13 protein-coding genes are annotated in these 23,199 nt (G+C 66.1%); 6 read left to right on the top strand and 7 right to left on the bottom strand.

Features of this window, described 5'->3' with window-relative positions; translation table 11 throughout:
* Positions 1-73 precede the first annotated feature (73 nt).
* On the bottom strand, positions 74-697 hold the full coding sequence (locus AB1L88_RS02050; RefSeq protein WP_367094958.1) for an SCO family protein: 624 nt from the start codon (positions 695-697) through the stop codon (positions 74-76).
* Positions 698-757: 60 nt separating this feature from the next.
* Positions 758-3,202, bottom strand: a complete 2,445-nt coding sequence (locus AB1L88_RS02045) for a multicopper oxidase domain-containing protein (RefSeq protein WP_367094957.1) — start codon at positions 3,200-3,202, stop codon at positions 758-760.
* A gap of 284 nt (positions 3,203-3,486) precedes the next feature.
* Between AB1L88_RS02045 and AB1L88_RS02040 the strand changes: the two genes are divergently transcribed.
* Positions 3,487-4,353, top strand: coding sequence for a hypothetical protein (locus tag AB1L88_RS02040; RefSeq protein ID WP_367094956.1), 867 nt, complete (start codon positions 3,487-3,489; stop codon positions 4,351-4,353).
* 775 nt (positions 4,354-5,128) lie between these two features.
* Here AB1L88_RS02040 and AB1L88_RS02035 read toward each other — a convergent pair.
* The gene (locus AB1L88_RS02035) at positions 5,129-5,530 is read right to left on the bottom strand and encodes a transposase (RefSeq protein WP_367094955.1); all 402 of its coding nucleotides are present in this window, start codon (positions 5,528-5,530) and stop codon (positions 5,129-5,131) included.
* Between the two features lie 507 nt (positions 5,531-6,037).
* Between AB1L88_RS02035 and AB1L88_RS02030 the strand changes: the two genes are divergently transcribed.
* The 5 genes from AB1L88_RS02030 (at position 6,038) to AB1L88_RS02010 (ending at position 15,550) form a co-directional block, all read left to right on the top strand.
* Positions 6,038-6,673: a hypothetical protein gene (locus tag AB1L88_RS02030; protein WP_367094954.1), complete on the top strand. Its 636-nt coding sequence runs from the start codon at positions 6,038-6,040 to the stop codon at positions 6,671-6,673.
* Positions 6,674-6,908: 235 nt separating this feature from the next.
* Positions 6,909-8,627, top strand: coding sequence for an Ig-like domain-containing protein (locus AB1L88_RS02025; protein ID WP_367094953.1), 1,719 nt, complete (start codon positions 6,909-6,911; stop codon positions 8,625-8,627).
* Between the two features lie 248 nt (positions 8,628-8,875).
* Complete coding sequence (locus AB1L88_RS02020) at positions 8,876-12,148, top strand: hypothetical protein (protein WP_367094952.1); 3,273 nt, start codon at positions 8,876-8,878, stop codon at positions 12,146-12,148.
* 341 nt (positions 12,149-12,489) lie between these two features.
* Positions 12,490-14,454: a S8 family serine peptidase gene (locus AB1L88_RS02015; protein ID WP_367094951.1), complete on the top strand. Its 1,965-nt coding sequence runs from the start codon at positions 12,490-12,492 to the stop codon at positions 14,452-14,454.
* A 190-nt stretch (positions 14,455-14,644) separates the two neighbouring features.
* Positions 14,645-15,550: a hypothetical protein gene (locus AB1L88_RS02010; RefSeq protein ID WP_367094950.1), complete on the top strand. Its 906-nt coding sequence runs from the start codon at positions 14,645-14,647 to the stop codon at positions 15,548-15,550.
* A gap of 205 nt (positions 15,551-15,755) precedes the next feature.
* Here AB1L88_RS02010 and AB1L88_RS02005 read toward each other — a convergent pair whose 3' ends face one another.
* From AB1L88_RS02005 to AB1L88_RS01990, 4 genes are all read right to left on the bottom strand, one after another.
* Positions 15,756-16,910, bottom strand: coding sequence for a hypothetical protein (locus AB1L88_RS02005; protein WP_367094949.1), 1,155 nt, complete (start codon positions 16,908-16,910; stop codon positions 15,756-15,758).
* A gap of 31 nt (positions 16,911-16,941) precedes the next feature.
* Positions 16,942-17,586: a hypothetical protein gene (locus tag AB1L88_RS02000; RefSeq protein ID WP_367094948.1), complete on the bottom strand. Its 645-nt coding sequence runs from the start codon at positions 17,584-17,586 to the stop codon at positions 16,942-16,944.
* Between the two features lie 110 nt (positions 17,587-17,696).
* Positions 17,697-20,705 (bottom strand): S8 family serine peptidase, encoded by a 3,009-nt coding sequence (locus AB1L88_RS01995; RefSeq protein ID WP_367094947.1) that lies wholly within the window; start codon positions 20,703-20,705, stop codon positions 17,697-17,699.
* A 184-nt stretch (positions 20,706-20,889) separates the two neighbouring features.
* A complete protein-coding gene (locus tag AB1L88_RS01990) occupies positions 20,890-23,061 on the bottom strand; it encodes a hypothetical protein (RefSeq protein WP_367094946.1) in 2,172 nt (723 codons plus the stop codon).
* Between the last annotated feature and the right edge of the window lie 138 nt (positions 23,062-23,199).

Raw genomic sequence — 23,199 nt, 5'->3', positions numbered from 1 at the left:
CATCGAGGCGGACCGGCGTCGGGCTCTCGTGAATCAACGGGTCACACGACACGATCGGGGGCGGCGGCGGGACTCAGGGCCGGATCCCGTAGCGTTGTTCGAAGGAGACGCCGGCGATGCGGCGGATCGACTCGACCAGGAGCGGCTCGTCCAGCTCGGCCGGCAGGTAGGCCCAGCGGTCGGTCTGGCCGTTCCCGAAGAGGAGCAGCGAGGCGTGCTGGGTCGGGTCGCGGTCGATCACCGGGTCCAGGTCGTAGAACCCGAGGCTGCGGCGGAGACGATCCACGTCGTCCGGGTCCCCGGTGAGGAACTGCCACTCGCAGAGGCCGCCGTCTCGGTCGTTGGCGCCGTAGACATCGGCGTAGCCGCGGAGGATCTCGGGCGTGTCGATGTGCGGCTCCAGCGTGAGCGAGACGATGCTGAGCCGGTCGCCGAAGACCGGGCTGAGGACCCTGCGGAGCGAGGCGAGCCGCGAGCTGGTGACGGGGCACGAGTCTCGGCAGGTGGTGTACATCGTGTTGGCGACGAGGGCCCTGCCGGCGACGAAGTGGTCGTGGAAGCGGACGGACTGCCCGAACTGGTTGGTCAGCCGGACGTTGGCGTAGCGGTCGCCGATGCGGGTGGCTCGCCGGGCACGCTCCCGGACGTGGGCGTCGTCGTCTTCGATCCCGAGCCAGCGGATCAGTTCCTGGAGCATGGAGGCACCCCGGAGAGAAAGAGAGAGTCTACTGGGCAACGCATCGGAGCGCGGTCCGGGTCAGTCGTCGTCGCCCGTCCGCCGGGGGGGGATGACGTTCTCGCCCGCGTTTCGGATGGAGGAGTCGGGGACCGGGTGGTATTCCCAGGGCAGCTCGCCGACCTTGCCGGGGTGCTCTTCATCGGTCTGGCCGTCGAGCGTCAGGGCGTTGCCGTGGGTCCGGGCCGCGGGGGCGACGTTGGGGTCGTGCGGCGAGGCGTCGGTCGAGGGGACCGGCTCGAAGTTCATCATCATGCGCATGTCTTCGTGTTCCAGGTTGTGGCAGTGGAACACGAACGGGCCGTTGAAGGTGCGGAACCGCATCCGGATGCGGACGACGGTGTTCGGGCCGAGCGCGATCGTGTCGTGGAAGCCCATGCGTTCCGGCAAGGGGATGAAATCGATCAGCTCGACGAGGTTGAGGAGCGGCCGGCGGTCGGGGGGGTCGCCGGGGTCGAAGACCTCGTCGGCCTCGAAGTCCTTCTGGTAGGAGACGAGCTGGTGGCTCTCCAGGTGGACGTGGATGGGGTGCCACCAGCCGCCTCCGCCGTTGCGGAAGACCCATTCCTCGGCGCATCCGGAGGTCGGGGCGGCGTTGGCGATGGTCGGGTCGTAGAACCGGCCGTTGACCTGCCAGGCCCCCTTGCTCCGCTCGAAGATGAACTCGCGGACCGCGGTGACCTCGTCGTCCTCGATCCGGTGTTTCTCGATCAAGGGGGTTCCGTTCTCGACCGAGGCGTCCTCGCTGGGAGGGGCCTCGTCCCTGACCTCGATCTTGAACAGGGCGATCGGCCGCCGGAGTTCGGCCACCCGCCTCGGGCGGAGATCGGGCAATGGGTCGGGATTTTCCTGGTTCGGTTCCTCGTCCTCTCCGGGTCCAGGCTCCGCCTCCTCCTGCTGCCCCTCATCGGGGGGGATCAGGTCGAAGGGCACGGGGAGGACGCGGGGGTCGCCGAAGTCGTCGAGTTTCTCGCCGGGGCCCCGGCCGTCGTCCTGGGGCATGGTGTTGACGAGGTAGAAGGTCCTCGGGCCGTTGGGGCCGTTCTCGTCGGACTCGGTCAGGGCGGGGAAATCGATGACGAGGTCGGCGCGGTTGGCCATCGTGAGCAGGGTGCTCCTGCGCTCCAGGGCGTGAGACCAGAGCCAGCTATCCTTGCCGATCTGCAGGAAGGGGCAGGATTGCTCCTCCAGTTCCTCCTCGTCGAGGCCGACGTCCATGGCCCGTCGGTAGACGTCCTCGGGGAGGAGTCGGAGCCGATAGACGCGGGCGTTGGAGCCATTCAGGAGGCGAAGGCGATATTTGCGGTTGTGGACCTCTTCATACGGCCAGGGCTGGCCGTTGACGAAGAAGGTGTCGCCGAGGTAGCCGTTGTGTGCGTCGCTGTTATAGGCGATCTGTCCGGTGTTGCGGTCGATGACCTTGTCTTGCAGGACGAGGGGCAGCTCGAAGGGGTTGTGATACGGCTCCTTGCCCGGGAGGTAGTAGCCGGGGTTTTGGGGGTCTTCGAGTTCGGAATCGTCGCCTCGGCCTTCGAGTTCGGGGTCGTGGCAGGAGTCGGCGCCCAGCCCGGGGAGGACGCGATCCTTGATGAGCTTCAGCTCCTTCTCGCCGTAGCAGATGGCGAATCCGGCGAGCCCCTTGGCGACGTTGTAGCCGGTGGCGTCCATCGCGTGGTCGTGGTACCAGATGGTCGACTGGGCCTCGGCCTCGTCGGGGACGGGGTGCTCGTCCCCGTCTCGCTGGATCAATGGAAGGATATTCGGATAGAAATAATCGCGAGACTTGCCCTGGAGCACATAAAAGGTCGGGAAACCGTCGCTATGGGACGGGTTGTGGCCGCCGTGCAGGTGGACCGAGACCTCGGTCTGGAGATGGTTCTCGTAGCGGATGACGACCGGCTGGCCGAGCCGAAACTTGAAGGTCGGGCCGGGAACCATGCCGTCGTAGCTGTAGACGAGGGCCCGGTCGCCGGCTTTGGGATGGAGCCGGATGAGCGCCTCCCGGATCGGCATCTTGTAGCATTTGATCGGGAAGTTACCCCAGTTGTGGATTTTCCCGCTGCCGTCGTGGGCGTCGACGGTCCCGAAGCAGTCGCGGCGATCGTCCCAGGCCTTCTGCCCGGTCTCGCCGGGCTTGCAGCCGAGCTGGTGGCACCAGTGGTCGGGGTTCTCGGACCACTCTCGGGCGATGCCGTGGAAGACCTCGCCGATGGGGACGGGGTCGGTCGGGCCGAAGACCTGGCTCTTGCCGTTCAGGTCCGAGAAGGTGCCGATGCTCGTCGGCCGAGGGGTCGGGGGGAGGCGGAGCCGCGCCGAGAAGGCCCAGGGGGGCAGGACGTGCTGATCGTCCTTGTTGAAGGTGGCCGTCGCATTCCCGAACGGGTCGCCCGTCTTCTGGGCCGCCACGGGGCCCGCCGCCAGCAGCGAGGCCGCGGTCCCTCGGAGGACATCACGCCGGTTGATCATCACTCTGCCTCAATCACCTTACGATGGAAAGACGCGCGAGAGGCGACGGCACGACCGGGGCGGAGGCGTCGCGGCCGAGGGTGCCAATCGCACCGACCGGAGGCCCGACTCGGACTCAATAAGACTCTTGAACCTGGATGTCAGCCCTGACCACACTATTGCTCACGGCCACACACGCCTAATCTCGCTGACTGGGGTCCGAAGATAACAGTCTGGGAAGGCAACGCAACATCTTTTTCCAAAAAGTTCTCATTCACGAGAATGATGCAGGAGGAGAGTCCGCCATGGCGATACACCCTGCCGAGATCGAGGGGCCGGTGTCGGCGATCGTCGCATCGGGGGCGGATGCCCGCCTGACGGTGATGGGCGCGACGGTGGTCGCGACGGCCTCGACGGTCATCTCGAGCCCGTCGGCGAGCCTGTCGCTGGCGGAATTGCTGGACCCGGCCCCCCTGCCCGGCCGCACCGAGCCGGGGTTCGTGGGGGGGACCGTCATCGCGATCGGCGAGGTGGACGCGGCCTCGGGGGTCATCGAGGCCGAGGAGATCGCCATCGAGCCATCCGAGAATATCATCCTGGGTGCCGTGACCGAGACGAGCGCCACGACGCTCCGGATCAACGGAGTGCCGATCGTGTTCCTCGATGACCCGAGGATGCCGGCCGAGCCGCCCCAGAATGGGTTCGGCTTCGAGATCGAGCTGGATTCGGTCGCCGTCGACACCCCGGCCTCGGCCGAGGGTTACTTCGACGGCTCGGCCTTCCGGGCGTTTCTCTTCGAGGTCGACGGCGACGCGACGCTGGCCGACCCGAACCCCCAGGTCTCGATCCTGAGGGCCGACGTCCGGGACCGGGGCGACGAGTTCGAGGTCGATGCCCGCGGCGCCGTCACCATGGCCCACGCCCCGGCGGGGACGACGACGCAACAGGTGCGCATCTCTCGGATCGACGGCGGCTCGGAGACGCCGATCGGGACGGTCACGGCCCAGGTCGACGCCGAGTTCCCCGGATTCGCCCGCTGGCGGTTCGACGACCGGATCCCGGTCGGCTCCGGCCCGGTCCTCGGGAGCCCTCCGACCCGTCTCCGCGCCACCAACCTCAGCCCGGGGGCCAACAACGCCCAGGAGGACATCGACGCGGAGCTCATCGACTAGGGTCGAATGGTGCGGATTCTTCGGGCCTATGGCTCTGGCGCCAGGGCGTAGAATATGATGACCTGTAACGGCTGGGGGAGTTCTTCGAGGGCCGCCGCTCCCCCGGCCTGTGGAAAAACCGATTCCCGCCAGAGCCACTTCCGGACCGCATTCCTGCACGTCGGTGAACGTCCACGCCGGCCTTACCCGGCCAGTCTACACCGCCGGACCGCTTGGATTCCGGCAGGCCCTGGATTCAACAAGCCCACGACCGAATACAGGCCGAACGGGCACGGCGTCGCACGCAGGACCGTCTGCCGGCACCAAATCCCGCGTCGACTCCAAACCGAGATGACAGCGGTCTTCCTGTAAACGTGGCTCCCAGATTTCAGCGTCCGGTGCAGGCGGCAACCATCGCTGTCAGGTCCATACTCGGGGCGGTGCTGGAAGAGTACTCGTCGCGGTGCGTGCCGGCCCGGTCGCGGACGAACACTCAGGTCGCCATGCCAGGCGACCTCTCCGGCACGCAACTCGGCGGACTCCGCCGCCTGGCTGGGCTTGGGGAGCAGGGCCCCCTTGACCGGCGGACGGCCATTGCACTTGTACGGCGGGGGCGGCTCGCACGGGTTCGAAGCCGGGGTCAGTCGGGCCCGATGGCGGCGGACGAACCGGTCCAGTCTGTCGGTGCCTCGCCGGCGTCGATGACGAGTCTCCGGTGAGGGAACCACAGCAGCATCACCCGCAGGAGCGGGGCATGATCCGCGCCGGCGTGCGGTGCGGCCGGCCGAGGGCCCGATCATCCTCCTCGGATCGGGAAAGAGCGACGAGCACCGGCTGGGCCCAGGAGGGGCGCCGAGTGGAAGCGGCCCAGGACGGCCAGCACGACCCACTTGTGGCCGTTGCGCCAGGCGGTGTAACCGTGGCTGGAGCGGACCGTGTCGCGGTGCCGGGGCTTACCGTTGACCTTGCGGCCGGAGTGGCTCTCGACCGTGTCGTCGCTTACCAGTGCGATCGGCCCATCGTCGGGCACGAGCCTCAGGACGAGCCGGCAAAGATCGCAGGCCGTCCGCATGGCCGACCACGAGGTAGAGCAGAGGACGCACCGAGAGGTCGTGACATGCCCGGCGGCCATCGGCGCCGCGCTCCGCAGCAGGCTGTCTACGGTGCGCCGGCCGGTGGCCAGGATCGCGACGTCCATCAGCAGGGTAAGGCGCCTGAAGTTGGCCGCGTGAAGGCGGAGGCGAGCGACTGGGACAACGACAGGGCTTCGGGTGGCGGGGCATGGCGGGCCTGTCCTCGGTCGGTGGCCGTGGGAAGCCGGTTCAACTCCCCATGCGACCGCCGAGGCGGGCCCGCGGCATCTGAATCAGTCGAGCTCAGTTGTGGCGAACACATCGGCATTACGGGTTCGGTCCGCTTTGCCTCCCGGATTCCCAATGTAGGGATTCACCGAGATGCTCCGGGGGGAGTCGTCTTCGATGTGAACCGGGGGTATAGGGGGCGGAAGGCCTCGACGATCAAAGATGATAGTTGTGACGGGGGCCGAGGTAATCGCGCCATCGACCGAACTCTCATATCTCGGGCGACCGAAGCGGCTGGCCGGAACCTAGTACCCCTTGGTACCTGATCAGGGAGGACTCATTCAATGTCAAGGAAGCAGCGATTCCGACCGGAAATCTCGGACGCGCTTGAGGATCGCAATCTGATGAGCGCGATGTTCGGGAACCAGCCGATCGCGCCCGATCGGATCGCGTTGCTCAGGAATCTCACCGATCGTCAGCGGGTCTTCCCACCCCGCCCCCAGCCGGTGCTCCAGCAGGTCGAGGAGGTCTTCGACGCGTTCGCGACCGATTACTCGCAGGCGCGCTCGGTCTTCTTCGATTCGGTCATCAATGGCGACGAGTCGAGCTTGGACGGAGGGAGGCTCAACTCCTTCGAGAACTACACGGTTCAGCGCGTCACACTGCTCAGCGAGGAGTTGATCGGCGCCATTCAGAACCCGCTTCTCAATCGCTCGGGACAGAAGGGAGGGGGCCATGGCGCGTTCGGGGGGCGTCCGTTCATCGTCCGGCGGATCTCCGCCTTCCCGTCGCAGGACATGGACCTCGAACAGTTGCAGCCGAATCGCCGCACCCTGCTGGTGAACCTGCTCCTCCCGCTCCGGGACAATACGCTCAGCGTGGGGGAGAACTTCGCCAATCAGACCGAGCAGATCACCTCGATCTCCCGAGAGGCCGTGCCGTTCATCATGCTGGCACAGGACAACGCGATCGAGTCGGCCCGCGCCTCGGTCGTCAACGGGGCAGCCGTCTATCGGAGCCTCTTCAGCAACCGCAAGTGACAGGCCCGTCGCAAACCGGACTCGCCTCCCGGCCCTCTCCCGGGATCGTCGGGGGGGCCGGGCAGGCGTCTCGCGTAGAGTTCAATCGAATCTTTTATCTTTGTGATGACTCAGGGGTATTGAACTGATGAGACGCCAGTGGTTCGGCAGGAGAATCGTCGATCGAGCTGCCCGCGATCGCGTGCGAGGCAGGCCCGGGGCCGGTCTCCGGCGACCGGTATTGGAACGGCTCGAGGTGCGGCAACTTCTCGCGGTGGAGGTCGCCGCAATCCCGGGGCCAACCGAAGGCCTCCGCTTCGACGGGCAGATCGCCACCTTCCCCCCGGGCGAGGTCGCCGGGGAGGAAGCGAGCGATTTCTCCGCGACGATCGATTGGGGAGACGGCTCGATGCCCTCCCCCGGGACGATCGTCCCCGTCGAGGGCGCCGGATTCTCCGTCGTTGGCAGTCACGTCTATGAGCAACAGGGCGATCGGGTCGTGACGGTCGCGATCTCAGGACTTGTGGAGAGCACGTCCTCCGGTCAGGGGGCCGTTCAGGTGTCGGCCACGAAGCCGACCGGGATCCCCCGCTTCTTCGAGGCCGCCGAGGGCGTTCCGCTCGAGCAAATCGTTGTTGCCTCGTTCACGGATTTGAATCCGTTTGAGTCCGCATCGGACTTCGAGGCCCGGATCGCCTGGACCGACGACCGGTCGACCCTGGGTACGATCGTGCCGAGGGGCGAGGGCCTCTTCGACGTCATCGGCTCCTTCACCTTCGCGGAGCTGGACGGCCCGACCCGGGACGTCATCGTCACGCTTCGAGAGACTGGCGTCGCCGAGCCCGTTCAGATCACGAGCACGGCCGTCGGGGTCGGAGACCTCCGCCTCTCCGCGTTCCCGATCGAGGCGTTCGCCGGCGTCGAGTTCAGCGGTATCGTCGCCGTCACCTCCGAACCCATTCCCGACGCCGATCTCGGGGAATTTCTTGCAACGATCGACTGGGACGCGGAGGACGACCAGGCCGCGGGCCAGGTGGCCACGGTCCAGCGGCGGGAAGACGGACGGCTGGCCATCTCCACGAGTCACGTCTTCAAGGCGCCGGGGACCTACCGCGTTCGCGTGACCCTGGAACGAGATCTCGGAGGCGAGGAAGGAGGCGAGGAGAGGGCCGAGACCATCGCCACAGCTGAGGTCGCCTCCTCCCGAGGCTTCGCGGGGCGACTCAGCCCGCTCAGCGACTCCGGGGTATCTGATTCGGACAATCTCACGAACATTTCCCAGCCGATCTTCATCGGCACGGCGACCCCCCTTTCGATCGTCGACCTGTTCGCGAGGATCCCCGCCCTCACCGATCCGGTCCCGATCGGACAGGCGATCGCCTCGCAGGACGGCTCCTGGTCGATCACCTCCCGGCCTCTTCTGCCGGGCTTCTACGAGATACTCGGGAGGGAGACGCCGATCGACGGGCCCGGCGGCTCGCTTGAGCAGCTGACTGCGGTCGGCATCGACACCCTGGCGCCTCGGGTCGCATTCCTGACGTTCAATCCTCGGACTCGCCGCATCCTCATCGGGTTCCAGGACGAGGTCAGCGGACTCAGCCGGTCGGAGATCCTCGATGTACGGAACTTCAACCTGATCGGTCCCCCACTGGTTCGATCGCTCCCGAGGACGGTCTCAGAGCCCCTCCAGGTGAGGCCGCTGCCCTCCGACCCCCTGGCTGTCATCCTCGAGCTCCCCGCCCAGACCCGCGGGGCCCCATTCCCACATCGGCTCCGGATCTTGAGCAGCAACATCCGCGACCTCGCCGGCAACCCGCTGGACGGCGAGTTCCACGGCCGACTCCCTTCCGGGAACGGCGTCCCGGGCGGTCTCTTCGAGGCCCCATTGTTCCGCTTCCTGGGCCGAATTCCTCTCGATTCGGCTGGCCTTATGTCCGCAAGGCGCCCGATTTTCCGGGTCGATCGACGAGGCTGACGCGTCGCGATCCCCCTGCTGTCAACGCCGTCCTGCCCTGGGACCGCCACGAAGGTCGCTGGCGGTCCTTCTTTCGCTCACCTTGGATCCGAATCTGGAGTGAAAGCAGTGTCTCGGGTCCGCCCGGAGGTTCTTTTACCTGCAGCATCGGCACGAACTGGACGATCTAACTCATCGGGTCGATTCCGATCCTCGGATGGGTCTTCCAGTAGTGGGGGGATGCGATGCACAGTAAGGGCAATCCTCGTGTGAGATTGATCGGGGTCCTGATCATTATGCTAGCTATCCCGGCCGTGGAATCCTCGGCCCAGGGATTTTTGCACAAGTTCCATCGGAAGCCCGAGCACTCGATCCCGACCCACCCGGGAGCTATCACCGTCCGCGACCTCGCGAAGCTGATCGACGATCTCGATAAGGAGCTCTTCGACGAGGGGAAGATCGCGGTGAAATCACCGGACGTCTACGGTCAGAACCGCCTGACGAATCATCGGCAGGAGTTCGAGGACGAGATGGATAAGGAGCTCGATCAGTTCCAGCTCCGCCTGCAGAGCTTTCAGCGCCGAGCCGATGCCGCCTCCCTGATGAGCAGCTCGATCTTGAGGGCGGGCATCGGGACGAAAACGACCACCGTCGAGGACAGCGAGAATGTCCAGTTGGTCGAGCCACCCAGTAGCCCAACCAACCCGACCGGGAATTTCCTCGCAAATAGCATCTTCACCAGAGATGCGGAGGGTGGTGGAATCTCTGCAACCGGATTCCTGACGCCGTCGAGCCTCACCAATTTCATCGGGGAGAATGCCACGCTCGGTAGCAGTCTCGCCGGTTTCGACCAACCGGGGATCGGGCTGGAGCCCACGGTCGTCCTCGACCAGAAAAAGCGATACCTCGATCATTTGAACCAGATCCGCCGGCTCAATGAGGGGGACGACCTCGTCGACCTGCCCGGCTATGGCCTCTATCTGGTCCGGATGCCCGTCTCCCTGCTCCCAGGCCCCGACTCTCGGCGTGGTAAGGGGGCGGTCGTCACCGTCAACGCCACCCAACACCTCACACCTGACATCCTGCCGACGACCTTCGGCAATGTCGTCATCCTCGACACGGCCTATCAGCTGACCGACGTGCTGAACAGCCTCCTGCAAGAGATCGAATCGGACGAACTGAAGAAAAAGCAGACCGAGGAATCAGAAGAGGAGGCGTTGACCGGGTCTACCAGGACGGCTCCGTCAGCCGATTCGCGGGACGTCCGGGCCTCTCAGATCAGGGCCGCCCAAGCTAGTGTCGATCCGGGCTCTTCCGCCCCCACCGGGATTCTGTCTCCGAGCGAGGTGGAAGACATCTACGGGATCGACAACCTCCTAGTGCTCGTAGATTACCTCAAAACAGAGCGGGACCACTTGTTCCCCCACGACCCATCGACGTTCTCCTCCCTCTTCCGGGATCTCCGGTACGCGCACCGTTACATGCGGGAGCAGGCGATCAGGGGCAATCCTCTCTTCCAGCCGGACGTCTTCGAGAATATCGGCGGCCTTGTCCTGGCCCGGGACTACGGCGCCCTGCAGGTGCACCGGCAGAGCTGGCTGAAGGCACTGCGATCCTCCCGGAACGTGACCGAGGAGCGGACCGCCGAGAAGCAGTTCTCTCTCGTCATCGACGTCCTCGCTTACGGTCTGATGGTCCAGTCGGTCCTGATCGATCGGCAGCTCAAGCACGACATGATGGTGGTCGCCCAGCGGGCCGGCCTCGCCTGCGACACGCTCGACCACTTCACCTTTCACGCGTTCGACCCGTCGCTGGAGGAGCGTGAGGCGTTCAACACCTACGTCGCCCAGAAGTGGCCGATCCACGTCTTCTCGCTCGACCCTGCCGTCGAGCAGCAGAACGAGCTGGATCTCTACAGCATTCGCACTCAGCTCCAGCTGGCATTTGCTCTCGGAGTCGCGACTGGGCAAATCGAATTCGAGAACCTAACGAGCTACGCTCGTCTCCTTGAGCGCGATCTAGCGACCATCGGTCTGAACCGGACGGCAGTCGGATTCGGGGCCGGAGACACGACCTTCGGGTGGCGCTTCTACCCGAGGATCCAGACTCCGCCCACCGAGAGTAACCCACAGCGGTTCCTCAACACCCTGCTCTTCAACGGCCCCCCACCGAACTACGATCTGAAAACTCGCCGGATCGAGCCCGGCCCCCGTGAGTGTGTTGCCCTCATTGTGATGCCGAACTTCATTCCAGGGGTCCGCTTCACGACGACCGCCAATTGGTTCGACCTCGCCGGCATGCTCGCCGACCAGGAGCTGGACACGGTCGACATGGTCGACCTGAGCCGCAAGGTCCAGATCGCCCGTAACGGATTGCCCAATGTGATCGACAGCCACCTTTATCGGCCGGAAGAGCTGGCACGCCTGGATGACCGGATCACCCAGCTCGAAGCCCTCCTCCCGATGCAGACTCACTACTCCAAGCTGCCCTTCGAGGGCGATCTGAGCGGCTCGGAGATCTTCTCTTCGGACTCCTCGAAGCTCGCGCCCCGCCTGCTGGCGTGGTATGGCGAGCCCCCGATTCACGGCAATCCATCGTCGATCTTCATCCTGGGGACGAACTTCGGCATCGTCGACATGGAGGTAATTGCCGGCGGCGTGACTATCCCCGGCGCAGGTGACCTCATCAGCCGCAACGTCCTCCGCATCACCATCCCCCCCGAAGCGATGCCGATCCGGACGAAATACGGCGTCCAGGCGTTCGACATCCACGTCGCCACCCCGAACGGCATCTCCAACCACCTGATCGTCGAGATTAACCCGGAGTCCGCCCCGCCCCCATTCACCCCCCCCATCGGCTTCAAGCTCGAGACCACGGACCTGACGATTACCGGCAAGCTTGACGAGAACGAGAATCTGGTCCCGGATTCCGTCGGGGCCTCGAACCCGATCCGGATCGACCTCGTCCCGCTGGTGAGCGACCCTCCCACCACCGTGAAGGTAACCTTCACCTACCCTTTCGATCCGAAGAAGGGGCTCCTCTTCCCGAGCATCACCGCCACCGCACAGTTCGACTCCAGCAAAGGCGACTACGTGATTTCGGGGAATGAACTGGAGGCGTGGACCCGGAAGCTGTTCGAGCAACTCAAGGAGTCCAAACTCTGGACCCCCGAGCAGTCAGTCCCAGGGCTTGACTCCACCAAGATTGTCGTCTCGGGGCTGGGCACGGAGAAGGAATTGAGCACGCCGTTGAAGGTGAAGACATTATTCACCATCACCCCGAAGAAGACGACGGCAGTTGGGTCGCCCACCAAGCCGTTGGCCACCCTCGAGGGGGAAGGGGTCGATGGACCCGGACGGAGCCCGGTCCCGCTGCCGGCTTCCCTCGCCGGGCTGCCTCCCCTGCCGGGCCAACCGATCCCGGCGACCGGCCGGGCGGAGGACATCCCTCCTCCCAGGATCGGAAGACGGGAGGATGCCCCTCGGGACGAAGGCGTCTCGAGATCCTCGTGGCTCGGCCGACTGATCCCTCGGGACCGCTGATCGGATCGCCTCGTATCTCGCATCCGGGCCGGGGTCTCGCAGACGAGGCTCCGGCCGACTATGCCTCTCCCAATTGAGATGCTCCCCAGGAATCCGGGAAAGCGGGGAGGGACTTTGTCTCGGCAATCGAAGCACTGGCTCGAATCCGCCTCCTCGACGACGGTGGTGGCTTCTGCATGGTAAGCTGAAAGCAATGCCGTCTCGGCCCGCCTCTGACCTTCCCAGCGGGATGCCCGGTTCCTACAGAAGCCCTGGCCCCCCGCCCGATCCCGGCCGAACGGTTTCTATGTGCTAGATATTCCGCGAACCCGCGGACCAATACGATCGGTGAGGCCAGCGCGATGAGCTCACGCCCCCCCCGTCGCCCCGAACTGCTCGGGAGCCTCCGGACCCTGGCGATCGTGATGATACTCTGCCTCGTCCCGACCACCCCCGCTCCGGGCCAGGAACGCGGAGGTCTTTCCTCGGAAACACCACCTCAGTGGTTCATGCGATATATCGGTCTCCCCGAGGATGCCAGAATGAGGGTCGAGAGGCTCGGCCTCGTCGTCATCGACGACGTCGAGGTCGGCCCGAACATGGATGTGAGGTACCTGATCTGCCGGGAACGGACCGAGGCAGACCCGGTCACGAGCGGCTCGGCATTGGGCCGTGACGTCCGGGATGCGGCCGACGATGCGGCCCCCGCCCCATCAACCAGGGCCGTCCGGAGGGATGAGGGTCGGACCAGGGCGCTCAATGAGGCTCTGGCGGGCAAGCGTTTCCCCAGCGAGCCGTCATTCCGGGAACTCGTGTCAGAGGCCCGGCGCGGCTGGAACCTCCAGCCGCCACCCTTCGAAGCCGAGGACTCCCCTAGATTTGAGGACGCGAAACCTCTTGTCGAGGAGGCGCCGGGCGGATTGGACATCACGGCCCGGATGATCCAAGGGCTGCGTAGTGTCCTAGGCCAGCCGATTTTGAGGGTACAGAATGCGTTGGATGCGGTCCAGGATCGCGTGAATCAGGATCTGCTGATTCTTGATGCGACCAGGGACCCTCGGATTGTGAGTCAGAGTGCCCGAGCCTTACGGGCCAGCTCCCCCGTCAACGGCTCGACAAAACTCGCCCTCGCCGACGCCTACCGGTTCGGCTGGAACCTGGAGCAGATCGGCAGCCTCGAGGTTCCTCGCGGGCCCTTCGGTGGGGCCCCCCTGCACCCGATCATCGTTGCGGTGATCGACACCGGAGTGGATCTCGATCATCCGGAGATCTGTGACTACCTCTGGGAAAATCTCAGGAGGCCCAATCCGGCCTCCAACAACCCCGTTGACTCCATCGACGACAAGCACGGGGCCCATTTCATCGAATCCGGGGCCGGCCAGAAGGTCTCGATCACGGGCGACCCGGACGATGATAACGGCCACGGCTCCCATGTAGCCGGGACGATCGTGCAGATCGCCGGCAAGTCGAAGCATCGACCGCTGGTCAAGATCATGGCTCTGAAGGTGCTCGACGAGAACGGCGAGGGCCGACTCTCCCAGGCCACCCGGGCGATGGAATACGCCCTGCACAATGGGGCGCTAATCCTGAATAATAGTTGGGAGATCGCGGAGACTCTGGAGGAAGATGAGTTGACCGCGCTCGTAAACGTGATCGAGCAATGCGAGCAACAGGGGGCCCTGGTCGTCGCCGCCGCCGGAAACGGGGACCTGGACCTCGACCGCGATCCCGTCTACCCCGCCTCGGTCGACAACCCCTGCGTGCTGAGTGTGATGTCCGTCGATCCGTGCGGCGTCCGGACCAACCAATCGAACTACGGCCGGTTCTCGGTGGACATCGCCGCGCCAGGAGGCCGCGGGACCCTGCCCTACGACGCCGAACACGACATTGTAAGTACGACATATGACCCCTTCGGGGACAAAGCACTCCAGTACGACATCCGCTCCGGCACGTCGTTCGCCGCGGCCCACGCAACGGGCGTGTTTGCGCTCGCCTGGTTGAGGCACGATGGGGCCCGGGCGCAGGACATCATCCGACTCGTGAAGGCTCATGCGCGTCGGGTCGACAACCTCGAACCGTTGAACATGAGCGGGGGCATCGTCGACCTCAGCTTCCTCATCTCGGACAGCAGGGAGCCGACGCCCTTGTCCAGAGAGTGTCAGCTGCTGGCGGGGCAGATCTGCCCCCGATGCGGCAACTCGGTCGAGGACACTGTGCTCTGCCCGACCCCGCCCACTTACCTCCCTGCCCACCCGCTTCAACCGCCGCTCTACCCTGAGTTCAAGGGCAGGGATGTGCCGAGTGGGGACGTCCTCCTCATTCCGTAGGGGAACGGTCGGCGTCGCCTCGCCGAACAAACCTCACACCTTGACAGATTGGGCTGAATAACGTCCGGGGGGCTGTCGCCCCCCATTGATCCTCACTGTTCGAGCCCCCTAGAATCAACTGGACCTCGGCCGAACAAGACTTATGTGCCCCGCGATTCGAATCCCTCCCCCCGTCCTGATGGAGGTCAGCATGTCGTTCGCTCGCACGATCCTCCCGCTCCTGTGCATAGCGACATTCGCGGTTGTCTTTCCGGCAAGCCTCCGGGCCCAGCAGTCCGCCCCGACCCGCGCTTCGATCTCTGGGACATTTCACAAGGCAGACACGACCGGGGCTTACCGACGCCCGGATCGGTTGGAATTGGCGGATCAGACTCGGGTCAAATACGGGGACGAAGTGCGAGTCTACCTCTCTGGTAGCGGCCAATCGGGACCGCTGGCGATCGCGAACGAACTCGACGGACAGCAAGTCCGCCTCACTGGGTGGGTGGGTAGTGTCCGGGAGGGGAGCGATTCGATGGGATTTCAATGTTACATCGATTCGACTGAGTACAAGATCATTACTCTCGCCGACTCGGCCGAGACCTCAGATGCCAAGGGCGAAGTCAGTCGATTGTTCCGATCGATGCTTGACACGATCCAGGAGATCACTCAGTCGCGAACCCCGGCCGATACCGAGGAGGGTTTTCCTGTCTCCAGGCCCGACGCCGTGACTGATGCACCCGAGGCGGTGGACCAACCCGTCGAGGCGCCCGAGACCCTGGAGACAAAGCCGTCCCTCGCCGAGCGACTCAGAACCTTGAATCAGCACACGTCTTATCGCGCTACGATGCCGCAGAACACCTCGCGGAGCGAACGGGCCATCGAAGCTATCCGGGGGATGAAGAACTTGGAGATCGCTTCGGATGCCTTCGATGCCCCCGGGAACTCAGATAGGTCGTTCTCGATCATTCGGTCGCCGCAGCATCCCCTGACTGTGTCGGAACTTGAGAAGCTCCAGGAGGTCGGCATCGATTTGGAGCCGATGCAGCAGCCCAAGGTCCCCGTGAATGTCGAATCGCCCCGGATCCGCATCAACCGCCCCCCCGGGAGCCGTTGAGGGCAGCACGACCCAAAGTTCGGATCGGTCAAGAGCCCGGCCCCACTGTGACCTCCCGTAAACGAGGTCGGAGCGGGGCCGAATCTACAATCGGAGCGAGGTTGGTCGACCCGGTCGCACCCGCCAGTATCGTCCTCCGCGTGGTGTCCGAGCCGACCGCGTCGAGAGTCATACCGATGGCTTGTCACCCGGGATGCTCCAGGGATCAGGGGAACAGAGGGGTGCTGGAGAAGAGATTTCGGGGCTTGAGTTCGAAACCGGCCCAGGCCACGATTGCCAGGCCATCCGAGGAATCGTAGTCCACAGGGCCGAAGTCCTCGTCCCGGGCGATGTGGAGTGCACCGGCCATGTGCCAGAGCGTAATGGGTTGGTCGATCAAGGGTTCGCCATTCGAGTACGAGGGCAGATCTCTTGGCCTGAGTTCGCCGAGGTCACCCCGAGTGACCCAGAAATCGGACCGGGTGAACTCTTCGCCGAGGCCGAAGTACCGGCCGGTCCCGGAGAGCGTGGGGATGAGCTCATAGCCGATCGGATTCGGCGGCGAGTGCCCGTTCAACCCCCCAGGGTTCTCGACCCGAAGCTTGGTGAATCGCCTCGGTTCGAACGGGAAGTCCGACTCTTCGCGGATGGGACGGCTCTCGGTCCTGAGACGGTTGGTGTCGATCCCCACCTCGCTGGCGAGGAGCTGGTCCCGGCCGCCGAGGACCGGGTTGATCCGCCAGATGGGACAGTGCAGGTGTGTGGTCCCATCGTCGTTCGAGCTGTATAGGTTCGACGCGGTGGCGCCGAGGCGTGCCCGGATGCTGCCGTCGTCCCGGAACTCGTAGAGCATGACGTATCGGTAGTTGGCGGCGTCGAGCGCACACCAGATCTCCAGCTTCTGGCCCCTCCGGGTGCGGTTTGCCGTGTCCATCCAGCGCACCGAGTCGTCGTGTACCTCGACGGCGACCGGGCCCGACTGCGTTTGATTGCCCGACCGATCGCAGATCATCCCCGGGGTGATGCACATGGGGCCGAGGTCCCGCGGGGACAGGTCTACCATGCGGAAACCGAAATTGGAAATATCGTAGATCCGGTTCCCGTTGTGGTAGGGGACGAAGATCTCGGCCACCCTCGTGTCCCCGAGCACGTGGACCTCGTCACCCGGCGCCCGGGAGAACCAAGCGTTGCGGATCACCAGCGTCTCGCTCCCGCCGGCGTGACGCTCGATGGACCACTCGATCCGCCAGCGGGTCTCCCCGGCGGATTCCGGGCCATCGGCGGGGAAGTGTTGCTGGATTGTGGCCGCCGGTGACAGGGCCGGCGCGGTGAAGAGGAGGGCGATCTGGAGGGCGAGCCGCCCCTGTCTGCGTCGGGTCATCGTGTTGGCCTCCCGGTCTCTTGAGCCTGGGTTAGAGAGGGTTGCTGACCATCCGATCGGTCAGGTTGACTTCGACGGTGAGGCCCCGACCAGGAGGCTCGTCGGCCCCGGGCTCGGGCCGAAGGCGGAGCTGGAGCAGGACGATCCGACTCCCGAAACGGGGGTTATCCGGGTCGGAGATGACCGGGACGAGGTGGGTGACCTTCGGCCCGTCATCACGCGCCTCCTCGAAGAGCCCTTGCACGGCATCCGACTCCTCCCGGGCCAGCTTCATCGCCTCCTCGAGTTCCTCCGGGGCCAGGGGCGTCGGATAGGCCCTGAGCTTCTCAACCGAGACGACCTCCCGACTCTCGGCGTCGATCCGGCTCCTGATCGTCACGCCCTCGTCATACTTGAAGTGGAGCGTCTCGACGACGACCCGATCGGGGGCGTCGGACGCCCCTACGCTCCCGATCGGGAGACGGATCATCGAGCACAGTGGCAGCCGAGCCGCATCGTCCCTCCCGGTTGCCTCCTGGAACCTCGACGACTCGTCGAGGGCCTCAAGGTAGGGTGCCCGCTGATCCTGGTCGGTGAGGGTGCGGACGTCGCCCGGCTCCGTCTCCTCGTCGTCACTTGCCGCCGAGATGGTGCTGGCCAGGACCAGCCCCAGCGCGATTGAGAACGGTCGCATCATCGTAAGGACTCCTTCACGTGGTGCGTTGGGGTAGAGAATCCGGGTCGTCGCCGGGCCCGGGTCGATCCAGCCCTCCGATCTGCGGGGCGACGATGGGCCTCGGCCCGCAGTCAGAGTCGCTGCTCCACCGGCACGATCCAGTCGGGGACCGTTTGCCTGGGGTCGACCAGGCCGACCTCCTCGATTTTCTTGCACACGCCCAGCATCTCGAGGGGGTCGGAGGTGGTCGTCGCCGGCCGGAGGATGAATCGCTCGGGGTCGAACGGGCATGGGTCGACTTTAAAGCCGAGGTCGCGCCCGAAATCCCGGAGCTGGCCCTCGGTCGCGCTCGGGGCGAGGTAGATGCCGAACGACCCGGTGAGGACGACGGCGGAATCCGGGTCGTCCGGCTCCAGGAAGATAACCCGGCCGAGGGACTGTGCGAGGCCGGCGTCGATCGCCGGGCGGGCGATCCGCTCGACCTCGGCCCACTTCTCGACGGAGCCTCCAAGTATCAGGACTCCCCGGCTTCGGTCGAGGGCCTCGGCCCATTTCTCCCGGACGGGGCGAGCCCGGTCCCCGAGTGTCTCCAGGACGCGGGCCCGATCGGCGTCCGGTGTCAGCACCAGCGCCCAGAGATTCCGGGGCGAGAAGACCGTCAACGCCTCCTCACCGAAGGGGAGGGTATGGGGGTCTCCCGGCCTGTTCAACTCCTGGTCCGCCGGCAGCCCGCCGACCGCCTGCTCCCCCGAGGCCGGGGGGGCACCGTCGGGACCCGGGGCGTCGGCCGCGTCGAGCTCGGCCTTCTTCCGCAGGGCGAGCTCGACGGCCGCCTCGGCGTTGATCCGGCCGTGGCCGTGAGTGGGGCTGTATCGCAGACCGTCCGCGTTCGGCTCGTACCCGGCCTCGCCGGGCTCGATGCGGTCGGCGGACTCGAAGAGGATCGAACGGACCTCGGCGGCCGTCAGCCTGGGTTCGGCGGAGAGGACCAGCGCCGCCACCCCTGCGATCATCGGTGCCGAGGCGGAGGTGCCGTGGAAGCAGGAGGTGTAATTGGGGTCCTCAATCTCAGTGGCGTTCGGGTTGCATCGGCATTCGCTGCCGGAGCCGTCGGGACCCGACATCCCCCCGTTGTAGCCGGCCGGCCCCGTCAGGTCGGTCGTGACGATCTCGAGGGTCCCGTTCAGCTCGTCGGCGACGCAACCGTCGTCGGCGGAGCCCAGGGCCGACCCCGAGGGGGCGAGCAGGATGTTCTCCCCCCCGAAGCCGCAGCGCCCCCATTGGTCCCAGTTCGTGGAACGCCCGGCGGCGATCACCCCGGGCAGCCCGACCAGCTCGGTCCGGTTGGCCTTGTAATTGTCCCGATGCTCGTTCGAGAGGGCGAAGACGACGACGGCCCCCTTGCGGCCCCTCCCTTCGGTCACCGCCCGCTTCACGGCCGAGATGATGAGCGGGTTCAGGCGAGCGTTCCCGCCGTATCCCCAGCTGCAGACGATGACCGAGGCCCCCCTGTCGACTGCGTAGTTGAACGCAGCCGCGTCCTCGAAGGAATTCTGCCCCATGTGGATTGGAAGGATGGAGCATCCCGGGGCGACCCCGCAGCCGCCGATGCCGTTCCCCTTTTCAGCCGCCACCACTCCGGCCACCGCCGTCCCGTGGGCATTCCTGGAGGTCGGGTCGGCCGCCTTGGTGGAGAAGTTCCAGCCATAGATATCGTCGGTGTAGGAGTTCTCGTCGTCGTCCACGCCGAGTCGGCCCAGGCGCTCCGCCTCGTTGACGACGAGGTTGTTGACGAGGTCCGGGTGGTTGTACTGGACGCCGTGCATGTCGAGCACCGCCACGACGACCTCGTCCCGCCCCTCGCCGTGCTCCCACTTCTGCCAGGCTTCCTTCGCGCGGAGATCGGCCCGCTCGCCGCCCTCGGCTGGGGGGCGATTCTCCAGGTGCCACTGGGCAAGCATCAGGGGATCGATCTCATTCAGCCTGTTGGACCTTGGGTAGATGAAGTTCGGGGTGACCAGGCCTCCATATTCCTCCAGGTCGGCGTAGATCCGGGTCAGCTCGAGCATCCGCTTCGGGGAGGGCTCCACCGGCCGCAGGAGGAACTGGTTCTCGAAGGAGGGGTCCTCCTGGACGACCACGACGCCGTGTTCCCGATTGATCTCGTCGATCCGATCCCGGCCGACGCCGGCCCGGAACCGCACGATGAACTCGGGCGGGATCACGACCGTCGACCGCTCAGATGCCTCGGACGTCGCGGGGCCGAGCTGCGCCACCAGCCCCACCTGCCTGACTTCGCCCGAGCGGGAAAGCTCGTCCTGCAACTCCGGCTCGCTCCCCGGCTTGACCTGGAGGAAATAGATGCCCTGATCGGCGAAGGGGGCGGACATCGGCACGAGGTTGTCGGCATAGCCGATGACCCCGTCGACGGGCCGCCGACCCCCTCCGGTGCGGACGCTGACGCGGTCCCCCTCCACGGCGAGCAGGCCGGGCAGGATTTTCAGTTCGTCCTCCCCGACGTCCGGGCCGGGGCTCATGGTGAACGGGAGGGGGGTTGCCGCCGCCGAGAGCTGTGCGATGCGGTCGGCCTCCCGGAGGGCGGGGGTCGGCAGCACGGGCGTCGCCACGTCTCCCGGCCGGAACTCCCTCATCCCGAAGTCCGAGTCGGCCATCGCGAACATCTGTTCCCCGGCGACTCGGGCAATCTCCAGCCGGCCGAGGTACTCCATCGTCTCCCCCGGCCGGTACACGGGCAGATTGTCGCCGGACCGCAGCCCACTCTCGCCGGGTGTTGACAGCGTGATCTGATCGAGGCCTCCACTGGCGCTGGCGATGATCGCCTTGAGAGAGTCCGCGTCTCCGCCGGGAGCCCCCTCCACGTCGTCCTCGGGCCAATCCATGTTGAGGCCGACGTCCGAGGCCTCCGAGCTCGCCGCCTCGAGCTCGCGGATCATTGCCCGCAGCCTGACCACCTCTCGCTCCAGCTCGCCAGAGGGGCGCGGGCCGGCGACGTCGTCGGGCGGGTCCGGGGGGGCGGCCGGCTGGCCCTTGATCCCCCAGAACACGCCCAACGCCGCGAGCAGGATCAGGTTGAAGGCCAGCGACGATGCCATCAGCAGCCGGAAAGTCCGCGATACCATGTGCGACCCCGTTGGGCTTGGGCCAGGTCGCTCGGGAGCATCCCGGCGGCGTGGTTCGACCGGATCGGGACAACCCCGACCGGGACTCGTCGACCCCTACCAGATTATACGTCCGGCGGGCCCCCCTTCTTGGGTGTTCCCGGTCGCAATCCGGGGGAGGGCAGCCCGCCGGTCTCGGCGGCGCTCAGCGACCCGGCCGAGGACGGATGGTCAGCTCCAGCGGCCGGGACACACCCTCGGCTCCGGTGCTGTCCTTGACCCGGAGGACGATCTGGTGCGTGCCAGGTACCAGGTCGCGTGCCACCAGCTTCCGCCTGACGCCGATCTCCCCCTGGAGGTCCGATTCCCAGCGAAACGCCTCCTCGGGAAGCTCGTCCCCCTCCAGATCGGAAGCCTGTCCCACCAGGGTCACGCCGGCACCCTCGAGATACCCGCGGTTCGAGCGGGGGGCGATGATCTCGACGCTCGGGGGACGGTTCTCGACGTCGAATGGGTCGGTGATCCGGGTGGCGACGTTGTAGCCGTCGGTCGTCTTGACCATCAGGCGGGCCCGGCCGCCCGGAAGGGTAGAAAGGTCGACCTCGGCATCCATATCGCTCAGCCCGGTGGCGACCAGTCGCCACGATCGGCCGTCGTCGGCCGAGTAGTAGACCTGGGAGAGGACCTCGCTCCGGTCGGCCACGTCGCGGCTGTCCGCCAGGCTGACGTCCCACTCCAACGCGAGGGTCTCCTGGCCGTCGGCCGTGCGATTCTCGCGGGTCCGCACCGCGTCGATCTCGGGCCCTCGTTCGGAAACCTCCATGACGTCGAGTTGCACCTCACCCTTGCTCAGGATCACCCGCCTCACCCCATCCAACGGATCCAGGTACCAGGTGAAGGGCCGGACCGAGATCTCGTCCTCCGCCTGGTCATCGGCCCGAAAGACCGGGGTCCAGGCGATCTTTTTCAGCTCCTCCCCATCCTGGTCGAGGAAGCGGATCGAATGGGTCCCGTCGTTTGGCAGGTCCCTGGCCCAGTGCGGGGGCCCGTCGCTCGCGGGGACCTCGTAGAAGGAGTAGAACTGCCCCTCACCGTCCCGGGTGACCTCCCCCCGGACCTCCAGGAGCACCGGCGGGCCGCCCTCGGCGAGGGGAGGTGCGTCCTCGTCTCGGGCCTCCTCCCCGCCATTCCCCTCGGCGATGTCGGCCGCGTCGGCCACCCTCCTGTCGCCGTCTCCGCCGCCGTCGGCCAGGCGGGCCGGGTCGTCTTCGCTCGGGGCATAGACCGCCAGGAGCCGCTCATAATGCCGGGGGACGATCCATGCATGGACCTCGATCTCGCCCCCCCTCATGAAGTCGAACAGGTTGAGCGGCCCGTCGGCGTCGCCTTGCGGATAGCGTCTCATGACGACTCGCTGGTCCGGGTCGACCCCGAGGACGTCGAAGCCGAACTCGTCGTCCTCGAGGCGGTCGATGGTGTGCCGGAGCCCCTGGTCGTCGGTGTTGTGGCCGATCTCGTGGGCGAAGGTCCGCCGGTGTTTCCCGGTCGTGTCATTGCCGAAGGCTACGACCCCCTGGCCGCCACCCCAGACCGGATCGGACAGGCCGTTGGAGCTGTAGGAATTCGCCGGCGTCCAGGCGTAGAGTCGGTCGGCCAGCTCGGGAGAGGTCGCGAGGAGCGTGTTGAGCTCCGTAACCAGCCGGGCTCCGTTGAGATTCCCCGTCGAGGATCCGCGATCGAACACGATCTCGGCCGGCGACCAGGGCGTATACGTGATCCGGGTCGGATCCATCGGGAAGATAGACCTGAGCCAGTCGCAGGCCTCCTGGGCCTCGACGCGGGCGTCCGGGGTGCGGTCCCCCGTCCAGTCCTCATTGGTGTACCGGATGCGCAGGTAGGAGATGCGGAGCGACCCGCTCTCCTGGTACCTCGCCTGGAGCATTTCGCCACAGCTGGGGATGCGGTCGTTCGACGAGTCGTCGTCCTCGAAGCCGTCGGGCGGCGCGAGTTCGGCCCAGAAGTCGGTGTCCTCCTCGTACCAGTCCGGGTCGAGGGTGAAGTTCAGCGAGGCGTCCGGGTCGATACGCCGCACGGATCCCCTCGCGGTGATCGGGCCGTTGTCGGGCTCGATCGGGGAGCCCGGCAGCTCCGTCCCGTCTCGGACGGCGTGGAGCCTCGCCGAGACGCCGTCGACGGGAGCACCGCCGTCCTCGACCCGGGGGAAGGCCCGGATGACGGTCGGCTTACCGGCCACGAGCGGGATGTCATTGGCGTCTCGCTGGAGCCCTTGGGTGATCTCGAGGTGGGCGAGCGAAAGGTCCCGCCCCGGGTCGGGGGGGGCGATCAGCGATGCCAGGCTAATCCAGATGGCAATCATGGTTCCTCTCTTCCTCGTCACATGGGTGCTACGGAACAGTCTCCGAGGTCGGCGGCCATGGTCCCGGGCCGGCGGCCCGAGCATACTGGTGCCTCTCGTCATATCGATGGCCGTGGTGGGAGGTCACGGGCTCCGGCC

This window comes from Tautonia sp. JC769, from assembly GCF_040717455.1.
GTDB lineage: Bacteria > Planctomycetota > Planctomycetia > Isosphaerales > Isosphaeraceae > Tautonia.
This window is presented reverse-complemented; position numbering and strand designations above follow the sequence as displayed.

What these genes read in the sequence shown, in the direction of transcription:
- AB1L88_RS02030 (WP_367094954.1), top strand. Translation starts at nt 6,038, where the DNA reads ATGAGCGCGATGTTCGGGAACCAGCCGATCGCGCCCGATCGGATCGCG.
- AB1L88_RS02040 (WP_367094956.1), top strand. Translation starts at nt 3,487, where the DNA reads ATGGCGATACACCCTGCCGAGATCGAGGGGCCGGTGTCGGCGATCGTC.
- AB1L88_RS02035 (WP_367094955.1), bottom strand. Translation starts at nt 5,530, where the DNA reads ATGGACGTCGCGATCCTGGCCACCGGCCGGCGCACCGTAGACAGCCTG.
- AB1L88_RS02000 (WP_367094948.1), bottom strand. Translation starts at nt 17,586, where the DNA reads ATGATGCGACCGTTCTCAATCGCGCTGGGGCTGGTCCTGGCCAGCACC.
- AB1L88_RS02045 (WP_367094957.1), bottom strand. Translation starts at nt 3,202, where the DNA reads ATGATCAACCGGCGTGATGTCCTCCGAGGGACCGCGGCCTCGCTGCTG.
- AB1L88_RS01990 (WP_367094946.1), bottom strand. Translation starts at nt 23,061, where the DNA reads ATGATTGCCATCTGGATTAGCCTGGCATCGCTGATCGCCCCCCCCGAC.
- AB1L88_RS01995 (WP_367094947.1), bottom strand. Translation starts at nt 20,705, where the DNA reads ATGGTATCGCGGACTTTCCGGCTGCTGATGGCATCGTCGCTGGCCTTC.
- AB1L88_RS02005 (WP_367094949.1), bottom strand. Translation starts at nt 16,910, where the DNA reads ATGACCCGACGCAGACAGGGGCGGCTCGCCCTCCAGATCGCCCTCCTC.
- AB1L88_RS02050 (WP_367094958.1), bottom strand. Translation starts at nt 697, where the DNA reads ATGCTCCAGGAACTGATCCGCTGGCTCGGGATCGAAGACGACGACGCC.
- AB1L88_RS02015 (WP_367094951.1), top strand. Translation starts at nt 12,490, where the DNA reads ATGAGCTCACGCCCCCCCCGTCGCCCCGAACTGCTCGGGAGCCTCCGG.
- AB1L88_RS02010 (WP_367094950.1), top strand. Translation starts at nt 14,645, where the DNA reads ATGTCGTTCGCTCGCACGATCCTCCCGCTCCTGTGCATAGCGACATTC.